This window comes from Ruminococcus sp. 1001136sp1_2201st1_G3_2201SCRN_220225, assembly GCF_040924365.1.
Taxonomy (GTDB): Bacteria; Bacillota; Clostridia; order Lachnospirales; family Lachnospiraceae; genus Blautia_A; species Blautia_A faecis.
Window position 1 is genome coordinate 1 of sequence record NZ_JBCOME010000079.1, and the last position, 15,155, is coordinate 15,155.

At 44.0% G+C, this 15,155-nt stretch carries 12 protein-coding genes, 1 pseudogene and 1 riboswitch; of the genes and pseudogenes, 1 reads left to right on the forward strand and 12 read right to left on the reverse strand.

Features of this window, described 5'->3' with window-relative positions:
* Positions 1-59: 59 nt before the first annotated feature.
* The 12 genes and pseudogenes from AB5642_RS18210 to AB5642_RS18265 form a co-directional block, all read right to left on the reverse strand.
* Positions 60-950 carry a ParM/StbA family protein gene (locus AB5642_RS18210; protein WP_173719016.1) on the reverse strand — a complete coding sequence of 297 codons (891 nt, stop codon included), beginning with the start codon at positions 948-950 and terminating at the stop codon, positions 60-62.
* Positions 951-1,064: 114 nt separating this feature from the next.
* Positions 1,065-1,628, reverse strand: coding sequence for a hypothetical protein (locus tag AB5642_RS18215; protein ID WP_173719017.1), 564 nt, complete (start codon positions 1,626-1,628; stop codon positions 1,065-1,067).
* Positions 1,604-1,777, reverse strand: coding sequence for a hypothetical protein (locus tag AB5642_RS18220; RefSeq protein ID WP_173719018.1), 174 nt, complete (start codon positions 1,775-1,777; stop codon positions 1,604-1,606). Before AB5642_RS18220 ends, AB5642_RS18215 begins: the two co-directional genes overlap by 25 nt.
* A gap of 435 nt (positions 1,778-2,212) precedes the next feature.
* A complete protein-coding gene (gene metA, locus AB5642_RS18225; protein WP_173716862.1) occupies positions 2,213-3,154 on the reverse strand; it encodes a homoserine O-succinyltransferase in 942 nt (313 codons plus the stop codon).
* A gap of 292 nt (positions 3,155-3,446) precedes the next feature.
* Positions 3,447-5,402, reverse strand: a complete 1,956-nt coding sequence (gene ligA, locus AB5642_RS18230; protein ID WP_148462279.1) for an NAD-dependent DNA ligase LigA — start codon at positions 5,400-5,402, stop codon at positions 3,447-3,449.
* A 259-nt stretch (positions 5,403-5,661) separates the two neighbouring features.
* Positions 5,662-6,390, reverse strand: a pseudogene (locus AB5642_RS18235) (pseudouridine synthase); the annotation flags it as partial.
* Positions 6,391-6,631: 241 nt separating this feature from the next.
* A complete protein-coding gene (locus tag AB5642_RS18240) occupies positions 6,632-8,254 on the reverse strand; it encodes a Na+/H+ antiporter NhaC family protein (RefSeq protein WP_173719019.1) in 1,623 nt (540 codons plus the stop codon).
* A gap of 158 nt (positions 8,255-8,412) precedes the next feature.
* A riboswitch (Lysine riboswitch) is annotated at positions 8,413-8,632 on the reverse strand.
* A 61-nt stretch (positions 8,633-8,693) separates the two neighbouring features.
* On the reverse strand, positions 8,694-9,470 hold the full coding sequence (locus AB5642_RS18245; RefSeq protein ID WP_173719020.1) for a hypothetical protein: 777 nt from the start codon (positions 9,468-9,470) through the stop codon (positions 8,694-8,696).
* Positions 9,471-9,481: 11 nt separating this feature from the next.
* A complete protein-coding gene (locus AB5642_RS18250) occupies positions 9,482-10,537 on the reverse strand; it encodes a DUF6077 domain-containing protein (RefSeq protein ID WP_173719021.1) in 1,056 nt (351 codons plus the stop codon).
* 3 nt (positions 10,538-10,540) lie between these two features.
* On the reverse strand, positions 10,541-12,829 hold the full coding sequence (locus AB5642_RS18255) for a xanthine dehydrogenase family protein molybdopterin-binding subunit (RefSeq protein ID WP_173719022.1): 2,289 nt from the start codon (positions 12,827-12,829) through the stop codon (positions 10,541-10,543).
* Positions 12,826-13,311, reverse strand: a complete 486-nt coding sequence (locus tag AB5642_RS18260; RefSeq protein WP_173719023.1) for a (2Fe-2S)-binding protein — start codon at positions 13,309-13,311, stop codon at positions 12,826-12,828. The genes AB5642_RS18255 and AB5642_RS18260 overlap by 4 nt, the downstream gene beginning before the upstream one ends.
* Positions 13,301-14,119 (reverse strand): xanthine dehydrogenase family protein subunit M, encoded by an 819-nt coding sequence (locus tag AB5642_RS18265; RefSeq protein ID WP_173719042.1) that lies wholly within the window; start codon positions 14,117-14,119, stop codon positions 13,301-13,303. The genes AB5642_RS18260 and AB5642_RS18265 overlap by 11 nt, the downstream gene beginning before the upstream one ends.
* 318 nt (positions 14,120-14,437) lie before the next feature.
* Between AB5642_RS18265 and AB5642_RS18270 the strand changes: the two genes are divergently transcribed.
* Positions 14,438-15,034 carry an AAA family ATPase gene (locus AB5642_RS18270; protein ID WP_173719024.1) on the forward strand — a complete coding sequence of 199 codons (597 nt, stop codon included), beginning with the start codon at positions 14,438-14,440 and terminating at the stop codon, positions 15,032-15,034.
* Positions 15,035-15,155 lie beyond the last annotated feature (121 nt).

Below are 15,155 nucleotides of genomic sequence, written 5' to 3' on the forward strand. Positions count from 1 at the left end.
ATGTCTCTATTGTATCATGCTTATGTGTATTTGGAATTTCTCATTTTGGCTTGTACTATTTATATTCTAGCACCAATAACGCTGTATTCCCCACCATATCGTTTCCATACAATTTGAATAAATTCTGCCATTAAGATAGAGCCACCACCAAGAAATATGGTCTGCGTGGTATTAAAGTCAATTCCAAGCTCACGAAACCTGCCAAGCAATTCTGTCACGTAACCAATTGCAATCTCACGTACACGTTCTTTTAGTTCTGTTTTATAGACACCGCCTCTTTCCAGAATGATATTATCAATGTCCTCTTCATCTAAAAGAATACTGTATTTTTGTCGTATCGCAGCTTTTATAGTGTTATACAACCGGATTATGCCGTTTTCTAAAGAATCGACATACTCCATTTCAAGCTGTCCGAACCTTAAAACCATGTAATCGACGGTAAACCCACCAATATCAATCAGTAAGACCTTCGGTACTACCGATAACTGTTTCTTCACCGCCAGAAGACAATAAGCTGCATATGCCTGTATGTAGACTTTTACCTCTTTAAAAACAATTCGGTATGGAATTCCTTTATAGGCAAATTCAATCACTTCACCATTCCGATAAAAATACTCCCTGAATTTTTTCCGCTGTTTCCCATAATGCGCAGGCGGCAGTCCTACCAGAAGCTCAATCTCCTGTAAATTTTGTGAAAGTAAGCCTTCGTTTTTTTCTCGATAAGATAACTCTTTTGCAATAGCAAATAACGTCAAAATGAAATATCGTTCGTCAGCAATTTTATCTTCCATATACGAAATTCGTCTGTTGGTTGTCACATAATATTTCCCCTCGTACTCAATCACCTCTTCCATATCTCCTGGCAGTGTATCCAAAATTTCCACCCCGGAATTGAACTCACAGTTCTCTGTTTTCATGTGTTTGTTACCGGTATCCACTGAAATAATCATATGTATTTCTCCTTTCAAAATCCAAATATAGTATTGCTATACGCCTTTTTTGCGTCCTTGCAATTTCACTATAGAGATTTTGGAAAATCTGTGTCAATAGGATTTTGGAAATAATTATTTTTCTACGTAATCTTCACAAACCAGCTTCAGTACACGTTCACTTTCTCCCTCATAGCCCCATAATATGCTTCTTACAGCTTCAAAAGCCTGTTCACGCCAACGAAAATATGTAGTCCTGTGAACTCTTGCATATTGCGGAAAATGTGGTTCCAGCTTGTCCAGGATTTCATCAATGTTCTCTGGTTTTGTTGACGATAAATAACTGTAATAAAGTACCCAATAATACCGCTCCCCCTGCGGATGGTACCTTCGCATAAGATCAACGGCTTCATCAATTAAACGCAAATATTGGTTTGATCGGTTGATGGCCTCTACACGCTCTTTCTCAGATGCCAAATCTCTTTCCACGTCCATTCCCGCTTGATAAATGCTTTCTAAGAATTCATCCACGTCTGTACCATACTCCATATGGAATCGACGTTTAACCTGATTAATTTTAATTTGCATCTGCCAGTTTACAGCCCGATAAATTTTGAATAATTTAATAACGTCATGATAGGCAGTATTTTCTTCCCCCTTATATTCCTTTGAAATTACTCCTGATCTTCCCCTTGCCACAGCTCTGTCTCATCCTTTCTCTTTTCATTTAATTTTCTAAACGCCTTCTCCATTTCGTCGTCCATTTTTCCAGCTCTAACAAGGCAGCAATACATGAGTATAATTACCACTGCCAGCAGGATCCAGAAAAAAAGCCAAAAATGCCACATTTTTGATTCCTCCGTTTCTAATTTTATGGAGTGGTACTATACTCTCCTATTATAAATAATGGAATTACTTGTCGAAATGTGTAAAAAAATGGAAAAAAAATGCGATTTTTTTAAGATTTTTTTGATTTGAAATAAGAACCACATTGAAATACAATCGCACCAATAATGCATCTTCTCTTTTTCTAAAAACAAAGCCCAATAATATCTGGGCTAAAAATTGTCCCAAACACTAAAATAAGCCCATAAGTTATCAAATAACCCATGGACTTATTCATGTATTTTTATTCATCAAAATTTATAAAAAATATTCATTTACACACCTTTTACATTCTTATTTTGATACCCCATTTTCACACCTCTAGTACTCCATTTTTACTCCATTTTCGTAATAAATAGCGTGAAATTATAATAATTTACGTGAAATGCGCAACTCTCTTAACCCCTGGAAATACTGGAAAAATCAGGTGTTCCGTACAGGTCGTATGGGGTGCTCTGGTAGACGTAATAATTCAGCCAATTGGTATACAGGTTGTTGGCATGGGCTCTCCACAGCAGAAGCGGACCGTTTTCGGGGTTGTTGTCGCGGTAGTAGTTTTCTGGCATTTCAATGGGGAGACCTTTGCCAAGATCGCGTTTGTACTCGCCGTCCAGAGTGACACGGTCGTATTCCGGGTGACCCATTACAAAAATCTTGCGGCCGTCTTCTGCCATGGCAAGGAAAAGGCCTGCTTCGTCGGATTCTGCAAGGACAGTAAGGTCTTTGCAGGCATGTACATCTTCAATAGGAACTTCTGTATGTCGGGAATGAGGTGCCAGAAATACATCATCGAACCCTCTGACCAGCGGAATTTTGCGGTTCATTACCTTGTGCCAGAAAAGGCCAAACATTTTCTTATCCAGCTTACGTTTCTTCAGTCCATAGAAATGGTAAAGCGCAGCCTGAGCAGCCCAGCACAGGAAAATGGTAGATGTCACATGGGTCTCTGACCAGTCCATGATCTGGGTAACTTCCTCCCAGTAATCAACCTCTTCAAACTCCATCTGCTCTACCGGTGCTCCTGTAATAATCATTCCATCAAACTTCTTATCTTTCAGTTCAGAAAAAGTCTGATAAAATTTGTTCAGATGACTCCTGGAAGTGTTTTTCGCCTGATGGGACTCCACTGCCATAAAGCTTACGTCAACCTGCAGAGGAGTATTGGAAAGGGAGCGAAGAAGCTGAAGCTCGGTTTCCTCTTTCAGTGGCATTAAATTTAAGATCAGAATATAAATCGGACGGATATCCTGGTGCATAGCACGGTTCTCGTCCATAACAAACAGGTTTTCTTTTTCCAGAATCTCCTTTACCGGGAGATCACTTTGTATTTTAATTGGCATTGCAATTTCCTCCTACTATTATACATACTTTTTGTCATTCCTTTCGCTTCGCTCAAGGCACAAGCAAGTTATGAAAAAGTTACTGTTCACTGGTAACGTTCCGCGAGGTGTTTTTTATAAACAAAGTTCACAGAAAACCCGAAAACCTCGTCGCGAGATCATGGGATTGCATGATTTTTATGCATCGCAAAGGGGATTGCTGTGAACGAAGTAAGCAAAAAACACAGATTACCAAAAGGCATTCTGCAAAATATACCGCAAAGTACAACGTACAGATTACCCAAATTTTCTTTTAAACCCCCGCCAGCTCCAGGAAATCCTCCTCCGACAAAATCGGGATTCCCAGTTCCTGTGCCTTCTTGTTCTTGGAAGAAGCCGAGGTTTTATCATTATTGATCAGATAGTCTGTTTTCTTTGTCACAGAGCCGGTCACCTTACCGCCGCGGGCTTCGATAAATTCCTTTGCCTCAGAACGGTTGGAAAAATGCTCCACACTTCCTGTAATAACAAAGGTTTTCCCTGCAAAAACCTGTTCTGCTGAAGTCTCCTCATGAACCAGATGAAGATGACTGAGCAGATGATCCAGCTTCCGATTGTTCTCTGCGTTCTTAAAATAATCTGCCAGACTTCCGGCAATTACCGGACCGATTCCCTCGATCGAGCTGATCTCTTCTTCATCCGCATGGCGGATTTTCTCTATATCATCATCAAAATATTTACAGATCACCTTGGCATTTGCAAGACCGATACCGGTGATCCCAAGACTGTAGATCACCTTGGCAAGAGTGGTCTCTTTCGCTTTCTCCAGACTCGCCATCAGATTATCAAAAGACTTCTGACCAAATCCTTCCATTTCTACAATCTGATCTTTATATTTTCCAATTTCAAAAATATCACCAAAATTATGAATAAATCCCATTGCAATAAACTTCTCCAGAGTTGCCTCTGAAAGTCCGTCAATATTCATGGCATCACGGCTGGTAAAAAGGCTGAAGGACTTAATCTTCTTGGCAACACAGTCCGGATTCATGCAGTATAATGTCTCCACATCGTTTTCCTTGCGGATACGCGCCTCCTGACCACAAACCGGACATTTATCCGGAATTACCAGATTGCTGCTTCTTGTAAGATTCTCTGCAATCTGGGGAATGATCATATTGGCTTTGTACACCTTAATGGTATCTCCAATTCCAAGCTGCAGTTCCTTCACAATGCTGATATTATGCACGCTGGCGCGGCTTACTGTAGTACCTTCCAGCTCCACTGGTTCAAAAATTGCAACCGGATTAATCAGTCCGGTTCTGGACGGACTCCATTCCATATCCAACAGCCTGGTTTCCCGCATTTCATCCGCCCATTTAAAAGCAAAGGAATTTCGTGGAAATTTCGCAGTACTTCCCAGAGACTCCCCATAGGCGATGTCATCGTAGGTCACAACCAGTCCGTCTGATGGAAAATCGTTGTTTACAATTGTCTTGGAAAAATAATCCATGGCTTCATCCAGGCTTACAGAGGTAACCACCTTATACTCCACCACCTCAAAGCCCTGTTTCTTCAACCAGATAAACTGCTGCTCCCTGGAATTGGAAAAATCCACATTCTGGGCACTTACCAGAGCAAAGGCATAAAAACGCACATTTCGTTTCGCCGTGATCTCGTTATTCAGCTGACGCACGGAACCACTGCAAAGATTCCGCGGGTTCTTATATTTGGCATCTGCATCGCCTATAGTCTCGTTGATCCGCTCGAACTCAGAATAAGTGATAATCGCCTCACCCCGAAGCACCAGCTGACCTTTATAAGGGATGCGAAGAGGGATATTCTTAAACACCCTGGCATTGTTGGTAATAACCTCACCAACAATTCCATTCCCCCTTGTTACTGCTTTCACAAGCTCACCGTTCTCATAAGTAAGAACAATGGTCAGACCGTCCAGCTTCCAGGATAAAAGGCATTTGTGATTCCCTATAAATCCACGGAGCACTTCCCTGTCTTTTGTCTTATCAAGGGATAGCATGGGGCTTGGATGTTCTTCCTTCGGAAGTTCATTGACTGCCTCGTATCCTACACGGACAGTAGGACTATTTGTGAGTACAGTGCCGGTTTCTTTTTCCAGCTGCTCCAGCTGGTCGTACAGGCTGTCGTACTCCTGATTGCTCATGATTTCCCTGTCTTCCTGGTAATATGCTTTCGCGGCCTGATCCAGCTTTTCTACCAGTTCTTTCATTCGCTGTAGAGAATTTTCCATGATGTCCTCCTGTTTTACTGTTATAATTGCTACTAGCAGATTTTCTCTGTGAGACAGACTGCTGTTTTTCTGAAATAGTGTGGGAAGCAGCTCGCTTATTTTGCCCTTTTTCTTCTGGAATTGAAGAAAAGGAAATGCTGTCTCTTCCCTGTTTCCTGGAAAATACAGGCGCACTGTCCTGCCTTCTGGCTGCGGGAAGCTGAGAGGAATCTGCAATTCCACGTTCCAGCTTCTTCCACTCCTCCCGGGTGGCTTCTCTGTACCCGCCTTCTTTCAGACCATCTATTGTCAGCTCCATGATTCGTACGCGCTTCAGACTAAGCACCTGATATCCCAGATATTCACACATTCGGCGGATCTGCCGGTTCAATCCCTGGGTGAGAATGATCCGAAAAGAATTTCTCCCTGTTTTTTCCACAAAACACGGGCGGGTAATGGTATCCAGAATAGGAATTCCAGATGACATTTTTTTCACAAACTCACCATCAACTGGTTTATTCACAGTCACCAGATATTCTTTCTCATGGTAGTTTCCCGCACGCATAATCTTATTTACCAGGTCTCCCTGGTTTGTTAAAAGCAAAAGCCCTTCGGATTCCTTATCAAGACGTCCTATGGGATAAATTCGAACCGGATAATTCAGATACTCTGTAACTGTGGTCTCCTGGCGCTGTTTTTTTGTGCTGCACACCACACCTCGGGGCTTGTGAAATAAAAGGAGGACTTTTTCTTCCACTTTTTTCACAGGCTTGCCATCCACAAATACAACTGTATCTGCTGTAATCCTTTCTCCCGGTTCTGCCTTATGACCTTCCACAGTCACCCGTCCGTTCTGGATCAGGCTGTCAGCCTCACGTCTTGAACAGAATCCCGCTTCGCTTAAGTATTTGTTGATTCTGATTTTTTCGTCCATTTTTCCATTATATAGTTTTTCCCGGGCATATGCAAGGCAAACCTTACCCAAAGCTCCGGAAGCTCCAGAACACATTTAAAAAAGCTTTCCCGCAAAGTGTAATGCACATCTTGCAAAAAACCTTCTCCACACACGCTCCAAAGCGAATATTAAGCAGCCAATAAAGAAAATAGAAGCATGCAAAAAAGCCAGGACAATTTCCCCGTCAATACTCTGCAGACACTGTAAATTCTTTTACACTGCCGCAGGCATTACACAGGAAAATCCATCCCGGCTTCCACATTCTTTTCTTATTTTTCCAATAAGAAAAACCTCTTTATTCCGTTTTCAGATCTGAAAACTTCATTTTCACAACACACATAGCTCCCATCATCAGTGCTACACCGATGATCAGGCACAGTGGGCTCTGGATAAAGCCGGCGAAAATGTAAGTTACAAAGGATACCACTGCTGCCACAATGGCATAAGGCAGCTGGGTTGACACATGATTTACATGATCACACTGAGCTCCCGCGGAGGCCATAATCGTCGTATCCGAAATCGGAGAACAATGGTCACCGCAAACAGCACCAGCCATACAGGCAGAGATGGAAATGATCATCAGGTCTCCCGGTGTGTTTTCAAATACATGAACCACAATCGGGATCAGAATACCGAAGGTTCCCCATGAAGTACCAGTAGCAAATGCCAGGAAGCAGGCTACCAGGAATATAATAGCCGGAAGCATATTTACCAGTCCTTCTGCAGAAGACTTCACCATTTCCGCAACAAACTCAGCAGCTCCCAGACTGTCCGTCATACTCTTTAAGGTCCATGCAAAAGTGAGGATCAAGATTGCCGGTACCATGGACTTAAAGCCCTCCGGAATGCATGCCATACAATCGCGGAAGGACAGCACTCTGCGCACCATATAAAGAAGAATGGTAATCACCAGACCGAAAAAGCTTCCAAGCACCAGTCCGACAGAAGCATCACTCTGGGAAAAAGCAGTTACAAAATCTGTACCGCTGAAAAATCCTCCAGTATAGATCATACCGATTACACAGCAGATAACCAAAGAGATGATAGGGATCAGAAGATCCATAACCTTTCCTCTTGGATTCACCGGTCCATCACCTTCGCCAGAAGCATAAGGACGGGCTGCTGTGGTAAACAGATCCCCTTTTAACGCATTGGACTCATGCACACCCATAGCACCAAACTCTTCTTTCATCAAAACCATGGATACCATCATTACAATCGTAAGAAGTGCATAATAGTTATAGGGAATAGCTCTTACAAACACGGACATTCCATCCTCTCCCGGAACAAAACCGCTGACAGCAGCTGCCCAGGATGAGATTGGTGCAATGATACATACCGGCGCAGCTGTGGCATCGATCAGGTATGCCAGCTTCGCGCGTGATACATTGTGCTGATCTGTGATTGGTCTCATAACACTGCCTACCGTCAGACAGTTGAAATAATCATCAATAAAAATCAGCACTCCAAGCAAAATGGTTGCCAGCTCTGCCCCAACTCTTGTCTTGATGTGTTTGCCTGCCCAGCGTCCAAAAGCGGCTGAGCCTCCAGCCCGGTTCATCAGGCAGACCATAGTTCCAAGAATTACCAAGAACACCAGAATACCTACGTTACTGCCGGATGATAACACACTGATCATTCCGCCTGAAAAAATATGGTTAACCGTTCCCTCAAAATTACCGCCAGAGTACAGAAGTGCTCCAACTAAAATTCCAAGAAACAAGGAACTGTAAACCTCTTTTGTGATCAATGCCAGAACGATTGCCACAACTGGCGGTATCAATGACCAGAAAGTAGCGTACACAGCAGGTGTGCCAGCCTCCTCTTCTGCCGCTGCCAGAATAGTCACCGGACATGCCAGGACAAACATCATAACAGCTGCAAAAAGAACAGACAACTTTTTACAATTGTACTTCATTATCGATTTCCTCCCTCTTTTTTCCTGAATACCAGATGACCAGTCACAAACCGGTCAGAGCGTTTTCTTAAAAGCCTCCTCTTCTTTAACGCAAAAAGCCATGAATGCACTCCCATTATGGGGACACATTCATGGCATTTATTCTTCACAGGATCTATACCTTAGATAGCGCTCCACAACAGTGACAGTCTGCCGCATATTCTGCGTCAGCCCAGAACTTCTCTCCTGGCTGAGAAAAAAATCCTTCGGCAGTCTCCCCTTTCATTCCAGCCAGTCTGCCATACGACCCAGAGCCTGTATCTGCGTATGCCCATACTCTGCACACAACCAGTCTCTGCAGCTGAAATTACTGATGAAGCCTGCGCCTCTATCATAACTTCCCATATTCAGTTTATTCACAAACTAAATGTATCAGCTTTTTCCTGTAAATGCAACCCTTTTATTCACAATATTTGAAAATACCGTACTCATTTACCTGACCGATCAGTAAGAACCCTTTTGTTTCCATATACAGCTGCTTCTTTTTGCTTGGAACAGGGAAAACCAGGTAATTGCATTTCAGTCTTTTTGCATTTTTTACTACCTTTTTGATCACCGGTACTTCTGCCACAAGCTGTTTATGGAGCCATCTTGCAGCTTTTTTTCCAGAGGCTCCTTTACCGCCTCTTCCGTAAGGCATTTTGATAGACGGATCATAAACTCTCACATAGGAAGCTATTTTGTCATCCGTTGCCAGGTAAATCTCTTCATTTTCTTCCTTCTGCTCATTGATCAGATTGCAGATGCTTACTACCTCATCAGGAATCTTCTGTACATTCTGAACCTTTTTGTAAAAACCATCTTTATTCAGGCCAGTTCCGCAAAAAGCCAGCACTGCCGCAATAAAAATCAGAAGTATGTACTGCCGTGGTCTGGAAGCTCCCACCTTTTTTATCAGGCAGGTTCCTGCATAAGCTATAAGCGGCACTGCCGGAAGAATCCATAATACTCTCCAGTAAACCGACCGTCCTATACATTTCTGTATAATATAAGCAGTCACCGGACAGAAAAACACAGCAAGAAAAACTACAATATAGCCGGATAAAATTCTGGATCGTTCTTTTTTTCTTCCGAATACCAGGAAATACAAACATGCAGCCAGCAGTAAATAGACATAAAATCCGTTCCCCCAGTATTTCTGCCAGGCATCCAGTGAAGCCAAAAGTGCTCGTTTCATCTCTCCACCTCCTAAAATACCAGAATGTATACCACGCCAAGTATCAGGGATGGCAGACAGCAGACTACACTCTTTAAGAATCTTCTTCCGTCTCTGAATTTCACCAGACTAAGCAGAGCAAATACTCCCATCAGAAGAGGGGCAAGCATGATTCCCATTGAGGAAAACAGACAGCAGGCTCCATTTGCCAGAAAAGCCAGGCTCCATGGATATTCCGGTTTTTCCTGCATAAAAATCTCCATACAGAGCAGAAATAAAAATGGTAAAAATACCCCTGCCAGCACAGCTTTTCCCTGCCAGATCCTGCCCATTGTAAAAATTTCCGAATTGTATACCGAATATCCGCAAAACCACAGGATCACGGCACAAAGGATCATAAAAATCCCCTGTTCTCCAGCCTTTCCCTTGAAGAATATGCGGCTGTACTGAAAAAGCACCACATATGCCAGAAAAACAAATACCGCCGGAAAAACAGTATGTGCCACAATGGCTGGATGAAGTCCTCCGCATAACCGGCTGGTCACAGCAAGAAATGCAGGAAACGGAGAAAGAATGTAACGGCTTGGCAATACATTGTAAGCGGCTCCGGTGTAGGGGTTATATGCATAAAGAGAATCGGTTTCCACCGCGGTAGTGGCTGTTCCTACATAAAAAGCATCATCTTCATCCATATGGGCATAAAGCACCACAACGACAAGCTGGAACAGAATCAGAATTCCTGCCACCACAAGCTCCGGGGAAATTCCAGTCGCTTCTATCCTTCTGCCGCAATATGTGCCAGCGCCTTCACCGGTTTCCTTCTGCCTCTTCTTATAAAGACTCCAGACACCTAGAAATGCCAGCACACCTGCCACCGCTCCATATGTAACGGTCAGCAGATGAAGTGGCTGCTTTGTAAAAATCATGGTAAGGGAAAGCAGCTCTGTAATGGCAAACAGCAGTGTATAACCGGCCAGAAGATATTCACCGCAGGTTCTTTTTTCCCTGCGGAAATAGAATCCCCCTGCCAGGCAGGGAACCACCAGCAGCCAGATCACTGCCAGTATCCCCTTAAAAATAAATCCCATATATTATTTCTCCAGTTCTTTTTTCAGAATTCCCATGGCAACCTTCTCCGATGTGATCGGCAGCTCTCTTACCCGGACACCGGAAGCATTGTAAACCGCATCTGCAATTGCAGGACAGGGAGTATCAATTACCAGCTCACCGATGGACTTGGCGCCAAAAGGACCGCTCTTTTCATAGCTGCTTTCAAACTCAACCCGGATATTTCCAATATCCTCACGGCTTGGGATCTTGTACTGCATGAAAGAATTCTCACGAATCTTACCTTCTTTGGAATACTGCACATTCTCCATAAGTGCCATACCGATTCCCTGGGCAACACCGCCCTCTGTCTGCACACGGGCAAGATTGGGGTTAATAGGAGTTCCGCAGTCTACAACTGCCACATAATCGATCAGGTCAATATTTCCTGTCTCTTTGTCTACTTCCACCTCTGCTGCCCCAACCATATAAGGCGGCGGAGAAATTTGGGAAGAATAGGAGGCAGTCACCTGCATTTCCAGAGTATTTCCGCAGGTTCCCTTATAAGCAATCTCCTGAAGACTGACCTCTTTTTCCCTTGCGTAGACTTTCTTTCCATCAAAGTCTGCTTCCTCAGGACTTACACCCAGCATTTCAGCACCCAGCCGGATAATCCTCTTTTTCAGCTCATTGCAGGCGTTAATAACTGCATTGCCTGTAGCGTAAGTAGTGGCAGATGCATAAGAACCGGAGTCATATGGAGAAACATCCGTATCCACACCAAATGCAACAATATTCTCAAATTCTGTTTCCAGACAGTCGGCTGCCATCTGGGAAAGAATGGTATCACAGCCCGTACCCATATCTGCACATCCAAGGGAAAGTGTATAGGATGCGTCCTCATTCAGCTTCAGGGTTGCGCCTCCCACGTCTACATTGGCAATAGAGGAGCCCTGCATCGCCATGGCAAGACCTACGCCGCGGACTTTTCCATTTCCCATATCACGGCATGGATATTTCTCATCCCAGCCGATCATCTCCTTGGCCCGGGCAAGGCAGCGATCCATCGTACAGCTTGCTGTATGAGTCAGGTTTCCATCATAGTCATACATTGGCTCGCCTTCAATTGGCATATTCAACTCACGGATCCTTGCAGGATCCATATTCATCTTATGGGCCAGCTCATTAACAGCGGATTCCACTGCATAAATTCCCTGTGTGGCACCATATCCACGATATGCACCGGATGCCTGCACGTTGGTGTAAACAACCTCATAGTCAAAAGCATAGGCTTCCAAATTCCGGTACAGGGCAATTGCCTTATGACCTGTAAGTCCGATGGTTGTAGGACTGTGATCTCCGTATGCACCAGCATTGGAAAGCGCCTCTACTTTAATTCCTCTTACGATTCCGTTCTCATCTGCACCAACTTTTACGTGTACTTCCATCTCATGACGGGGAGAAGCGCAGATTAAAGATTCATAACGGCTGTAAACGATTTTGGATGGACGTCCTGTCATCCAGGTAACAATTGCCGGATAAATTTCACAGACCTCTGTCTGCTTGGCTCCAAAGCCGCCGCCAATACGAGGCTTGATCACGCGGATCCTGGAGGATGGGATTCCAAGGGCATTTCCAAGGATTCGGCGAAGGTGGAACGGTACCTGTGTGGAGGAAACCACATTCAGCCTGCCGAAATAATCCTTGGTACAATATGTGCGGAAGGTCTCCATCATACACTGCTGATCAGCCTTTGTGTGATAAACTTCATCTACTGTATATTTGCATTCTGACAAAACCTTGTCAATATCTCCCATTTCCTCATGGCCTTTTGCCGCAAGGTTCCGCTTGTTGTCCGCACCAACCGGGAACTTGGATTCCCAGTCCTCTTCCGGGTGGACCAGAACCGGATTATCCTTAGCTGTATGCATATCAAGAACCGGTGTTTCCACGCGGTATTTCACTTTAATGCGCTTCATGGCAAGGTCTACAGCTGCTTCTGTTTCTCCTGCCACAATTGCCACTGCATCCCCTACGAAACGAAGATGCTGATCCAGGATCATTCTGTCATAAGGACTGAACTCCGGATAGGTCTGTCCGGCAGAGGCGAAACGTCTCTTTGGAACATCTTTCCAGGTAAGGATCAGGGCCATTCCTTCTACCTTCATGGCTGTGTCCGTCTTGATCTCTTCCACCCAGGCATTGGCATAGGGACTCCTTAAGATCTTGATGATCAGGCAGTCCTTTGGTGCCAGGTCGTCTGTGTAGACTGGCTTTCCGGTCACCAGAGCCATGGCATCCTTTTTCTGCAAAGACTTATTTACATAGCTCATGCCTGCACCTCCTTCTCCTGGATATTTCCGTTTTTCTTATATTCCAGATATTTCAGGATACTTCTGGTCTGTCCAACAAAACCGGAGCAGCGGCAAAGATTGCCTGCCAGATATTCCTTAATCTCTTCTTCGGTTGGATCTTCCAGTTCTTTTGTCATCGCAAGTACATTCATGATAAATCCCGGATTACAGAATCCGCACTGCTCTGCGCCTTCATTGGCAAGAAAAGTTCCAAATTCTTCAGCTTCTGCCTGAAGTCCCTCCATGGTGGTGACCTTTTTGCCGTCAATACGGGCGGCAAGGACACTGCAGGACAGCATTGGCTTGTCATTTACCAAAACGGTGCAAAGACCGCAGTTTGCAGTTTCACAGCCTCTTTTTACACTGTAGCAGCCAAGGCTTCGAAGAAACTCCAGAAGCATGGTGTCAGGACTGATTTCCGCTTCCTTTTTGGCTCCATTCAGCCAGAAATTAATTTTCATCTGTCATACCTCCCACTGCTTCTAATGCTCTTCTTGTGAGAACCTTCACAAGAAGGGTTCTGTACTCTGCGCTGCCTCGCATGTTTCCAAAGGTAGGAACCTTCCGTGCTGCATAGTCTGCAAATTTCTGAACCGCTGTCTTCTTCTCTTCCGAAGACATGGTTTCCATGCCTGCAAGGAGACCTTCTTCGTCTTCCAGAAGAAATGCCTTCGCCGGACGGGCACCGTAAACCGCTCTCACGCCATTCTCAGACAGCCTGATACAGCATGCCAGTACCGGGAAATCGGTCTTGGTATTACGATGGCTTAAATAGGCAACCTTCAACGGAGTTTTCTTTATGATAATGCGTACCAGAATATCTCTGTCTTTTGGCATTTTCACAAAATCAGAAAGACAGACTCTGCCGCCTTTAAAAAGTTCCACCTCTGTATCAAGTGCCAGAAGCATGGTGAGTACATCAGAAAAGCCGAAGCGTCCCCAGATACTTCCGCCTACAGTGGCGCAGTTGCGGAACTGTACGCCTACAATATGGCGCAGGCTTTCTCTTATGGCACCTTTCGTATATGTATGAAGTCCCTGATGAAGTTCCAGATCCCGCAATGGGGTCATACAGCCAATCACAAATTCACTTTCTGTTTCTGTGATGGTATCCAGACCAAGCCCGGAAAGATCAATGGCTGTGGTTACAACACGGTTACCCATTTTCAGCCACACCATGCCGCCAAGCACACAGGCAGTCCGCTTCTGGTTCAGCTCATAAGCCTGTTCCAGAGATTCTGCTTTCACATAATTTTTTATTTTGAGCATGTTCAATTCCTTTCTCATATTGTATCACTGCTCATCGTTTTCCAAATACGCTTTTCCAGAGCGTGTTTGAAAAAGGCTTTCTACAATCTGTACATTCAGTGAACAGCAATCGTATTGCTACTTTTAGTATAACAAGAAAGGGTTCAAATTTCCAGCGAAATGACATATTCAGAATATTTTTTTGTTTTGATTTTATGCAAATTATATAGATATTTTCATACAATTATGTTATAATGCGAAAAAGAACAGAAAATAGTTTTCATAAACTATTTTATAACAAAATTATTTACAAATCCACCACAAAAGGAGGCGCCGTTTATGAGTAACCGTGTTATAACAATCAATCGTATGTTTGGAAGTAATGGACGTATTATTGGAAAGGCTCTTGCGGAGGAACTGGGATTTAAGTTCTATGATAAGGAGCTGATCGAAATGGCCAGCAGGGAGAAGAATATTCCTTTTGATGAGTTTGCCAGAGTAGATGAGAGAAAAGCCAGCCAGTGGCTGTATCCGGTGGATTACGAGCTGCAGATGAATCCGGAATACCATTTTGTTCCCATGAATGATGTGCTTTACGATCTGCAGAAGAAGATCATTTTGGAGGCAGCCGAAAAAGAGAATTGCGTGATCGTTGGGCGATGTGGCAATTATATCTTACAGGATAATAAAGATAAGCATCTGAGTCTGTTTATCTATGCTCCGTTTGAGGACCGTGTGAAGACGGTGATTGCACGTACCGGCCGGGAGGAAAAGAGTGTAAGGAAGCTGGTGAAACGTACGGATAAGGAACGCCGGGCTTATTATGAGTATTTTACGGATACTAACTGGCTGGATATGCTGCAGTATGATCTGTGTATTAACAGCAGCAGGGTGACGAAGGAAGAGATTGTGGAGATGGTGAAGAAGTTGATCTAAAGTGTATAGAAAGACAGCCCCGTTTTTGGCGGGGCTGTGATTTTTTGCTATTTAGTTGATTAAAAGTTCTTCAATGCGGACGCATTTGGACAATGTGTATTACTCACTCGCCGGCGCAACG

Bases quoted from the DNA above. Each gene is read 5' to 3' on its own strand.
- AB5642_RS18210 (WP_173719016.1), bottom strand. From the start codon at position 950: ATGATTATTTCAGTGGATACCGGTAACAAACACATGAAAACAGAGAAC.
- AB5642_RS18220 (WP_173719018.1), bottom strand. From the start codon at position 1,777: ATGTGGCATTTTTGGCTTTTTTTCTGGATCCTGCTGGCAGTGGTAATT.
- metA (WP_173716862.1), bottom strand. From the start codon at position 3,154: ATGCCAATTAAAATACAAAGTGATCTCCCGGTAAAGGAGATTCTGGAA.
- ligA (WP_148462279.1), bottom strand. From the start codon at position 5,402: ATGGAAAATTCTCTACAGCGAATGAAAGAACTGGTAGAAAAGCTGGAT.
- AB5642_RS18240 (WP_173719019.1), bottom strand. From the start codon at position 8,254: ATGAAGTACAATTGTAAAAAGTTGTCTGTTCTTTTTGCAGCTGTTATG.
- AB5642_RS18245 (WP_173719020.1), bottom strand. From the start codon at position 9,470: ATGAAACGAGCACTTTTGGCTTCACTGGATGCCTGGCAGAAATACTGG.
- AB5642_RS18250 (WP_173719021.1), bottom strand. From the start codon at position 10,537: ATGGGATTTATTTTTAAGGGGATACTGGCAGTGATCTGGCTGCTGGTG.
- AB5642_RS18255 (WP_173719022.1), bottom strand. From the start codon at position 12,829: ATGAGCTATGTAAATAAGTCTTTGCAGAAAAAGGATGCCATGGCTCTG.
- AB5642_RS18260 (WP_173719023.1), bottom strand. From the start codon at position 13,311: ATGAAAATTAATTTCTGGCTGAATGGAGCCAAAAAGGAAGCGGAAATC.
- AB5642_RS18265 (WP_173719042.1), bottom strand. From the start codon at position 14,119: ATGCTCAAAATAAAAAATTATGTGAAAGCAGAATCTCTGGAACAGGCT.
- AB5642_RS18270 (WP_173719024.1), top strand. From the start codon at position 14,438: ATGAGTAACCGTGTTATAACAATCAATCGTATGTTTGGAAGTAATGGA.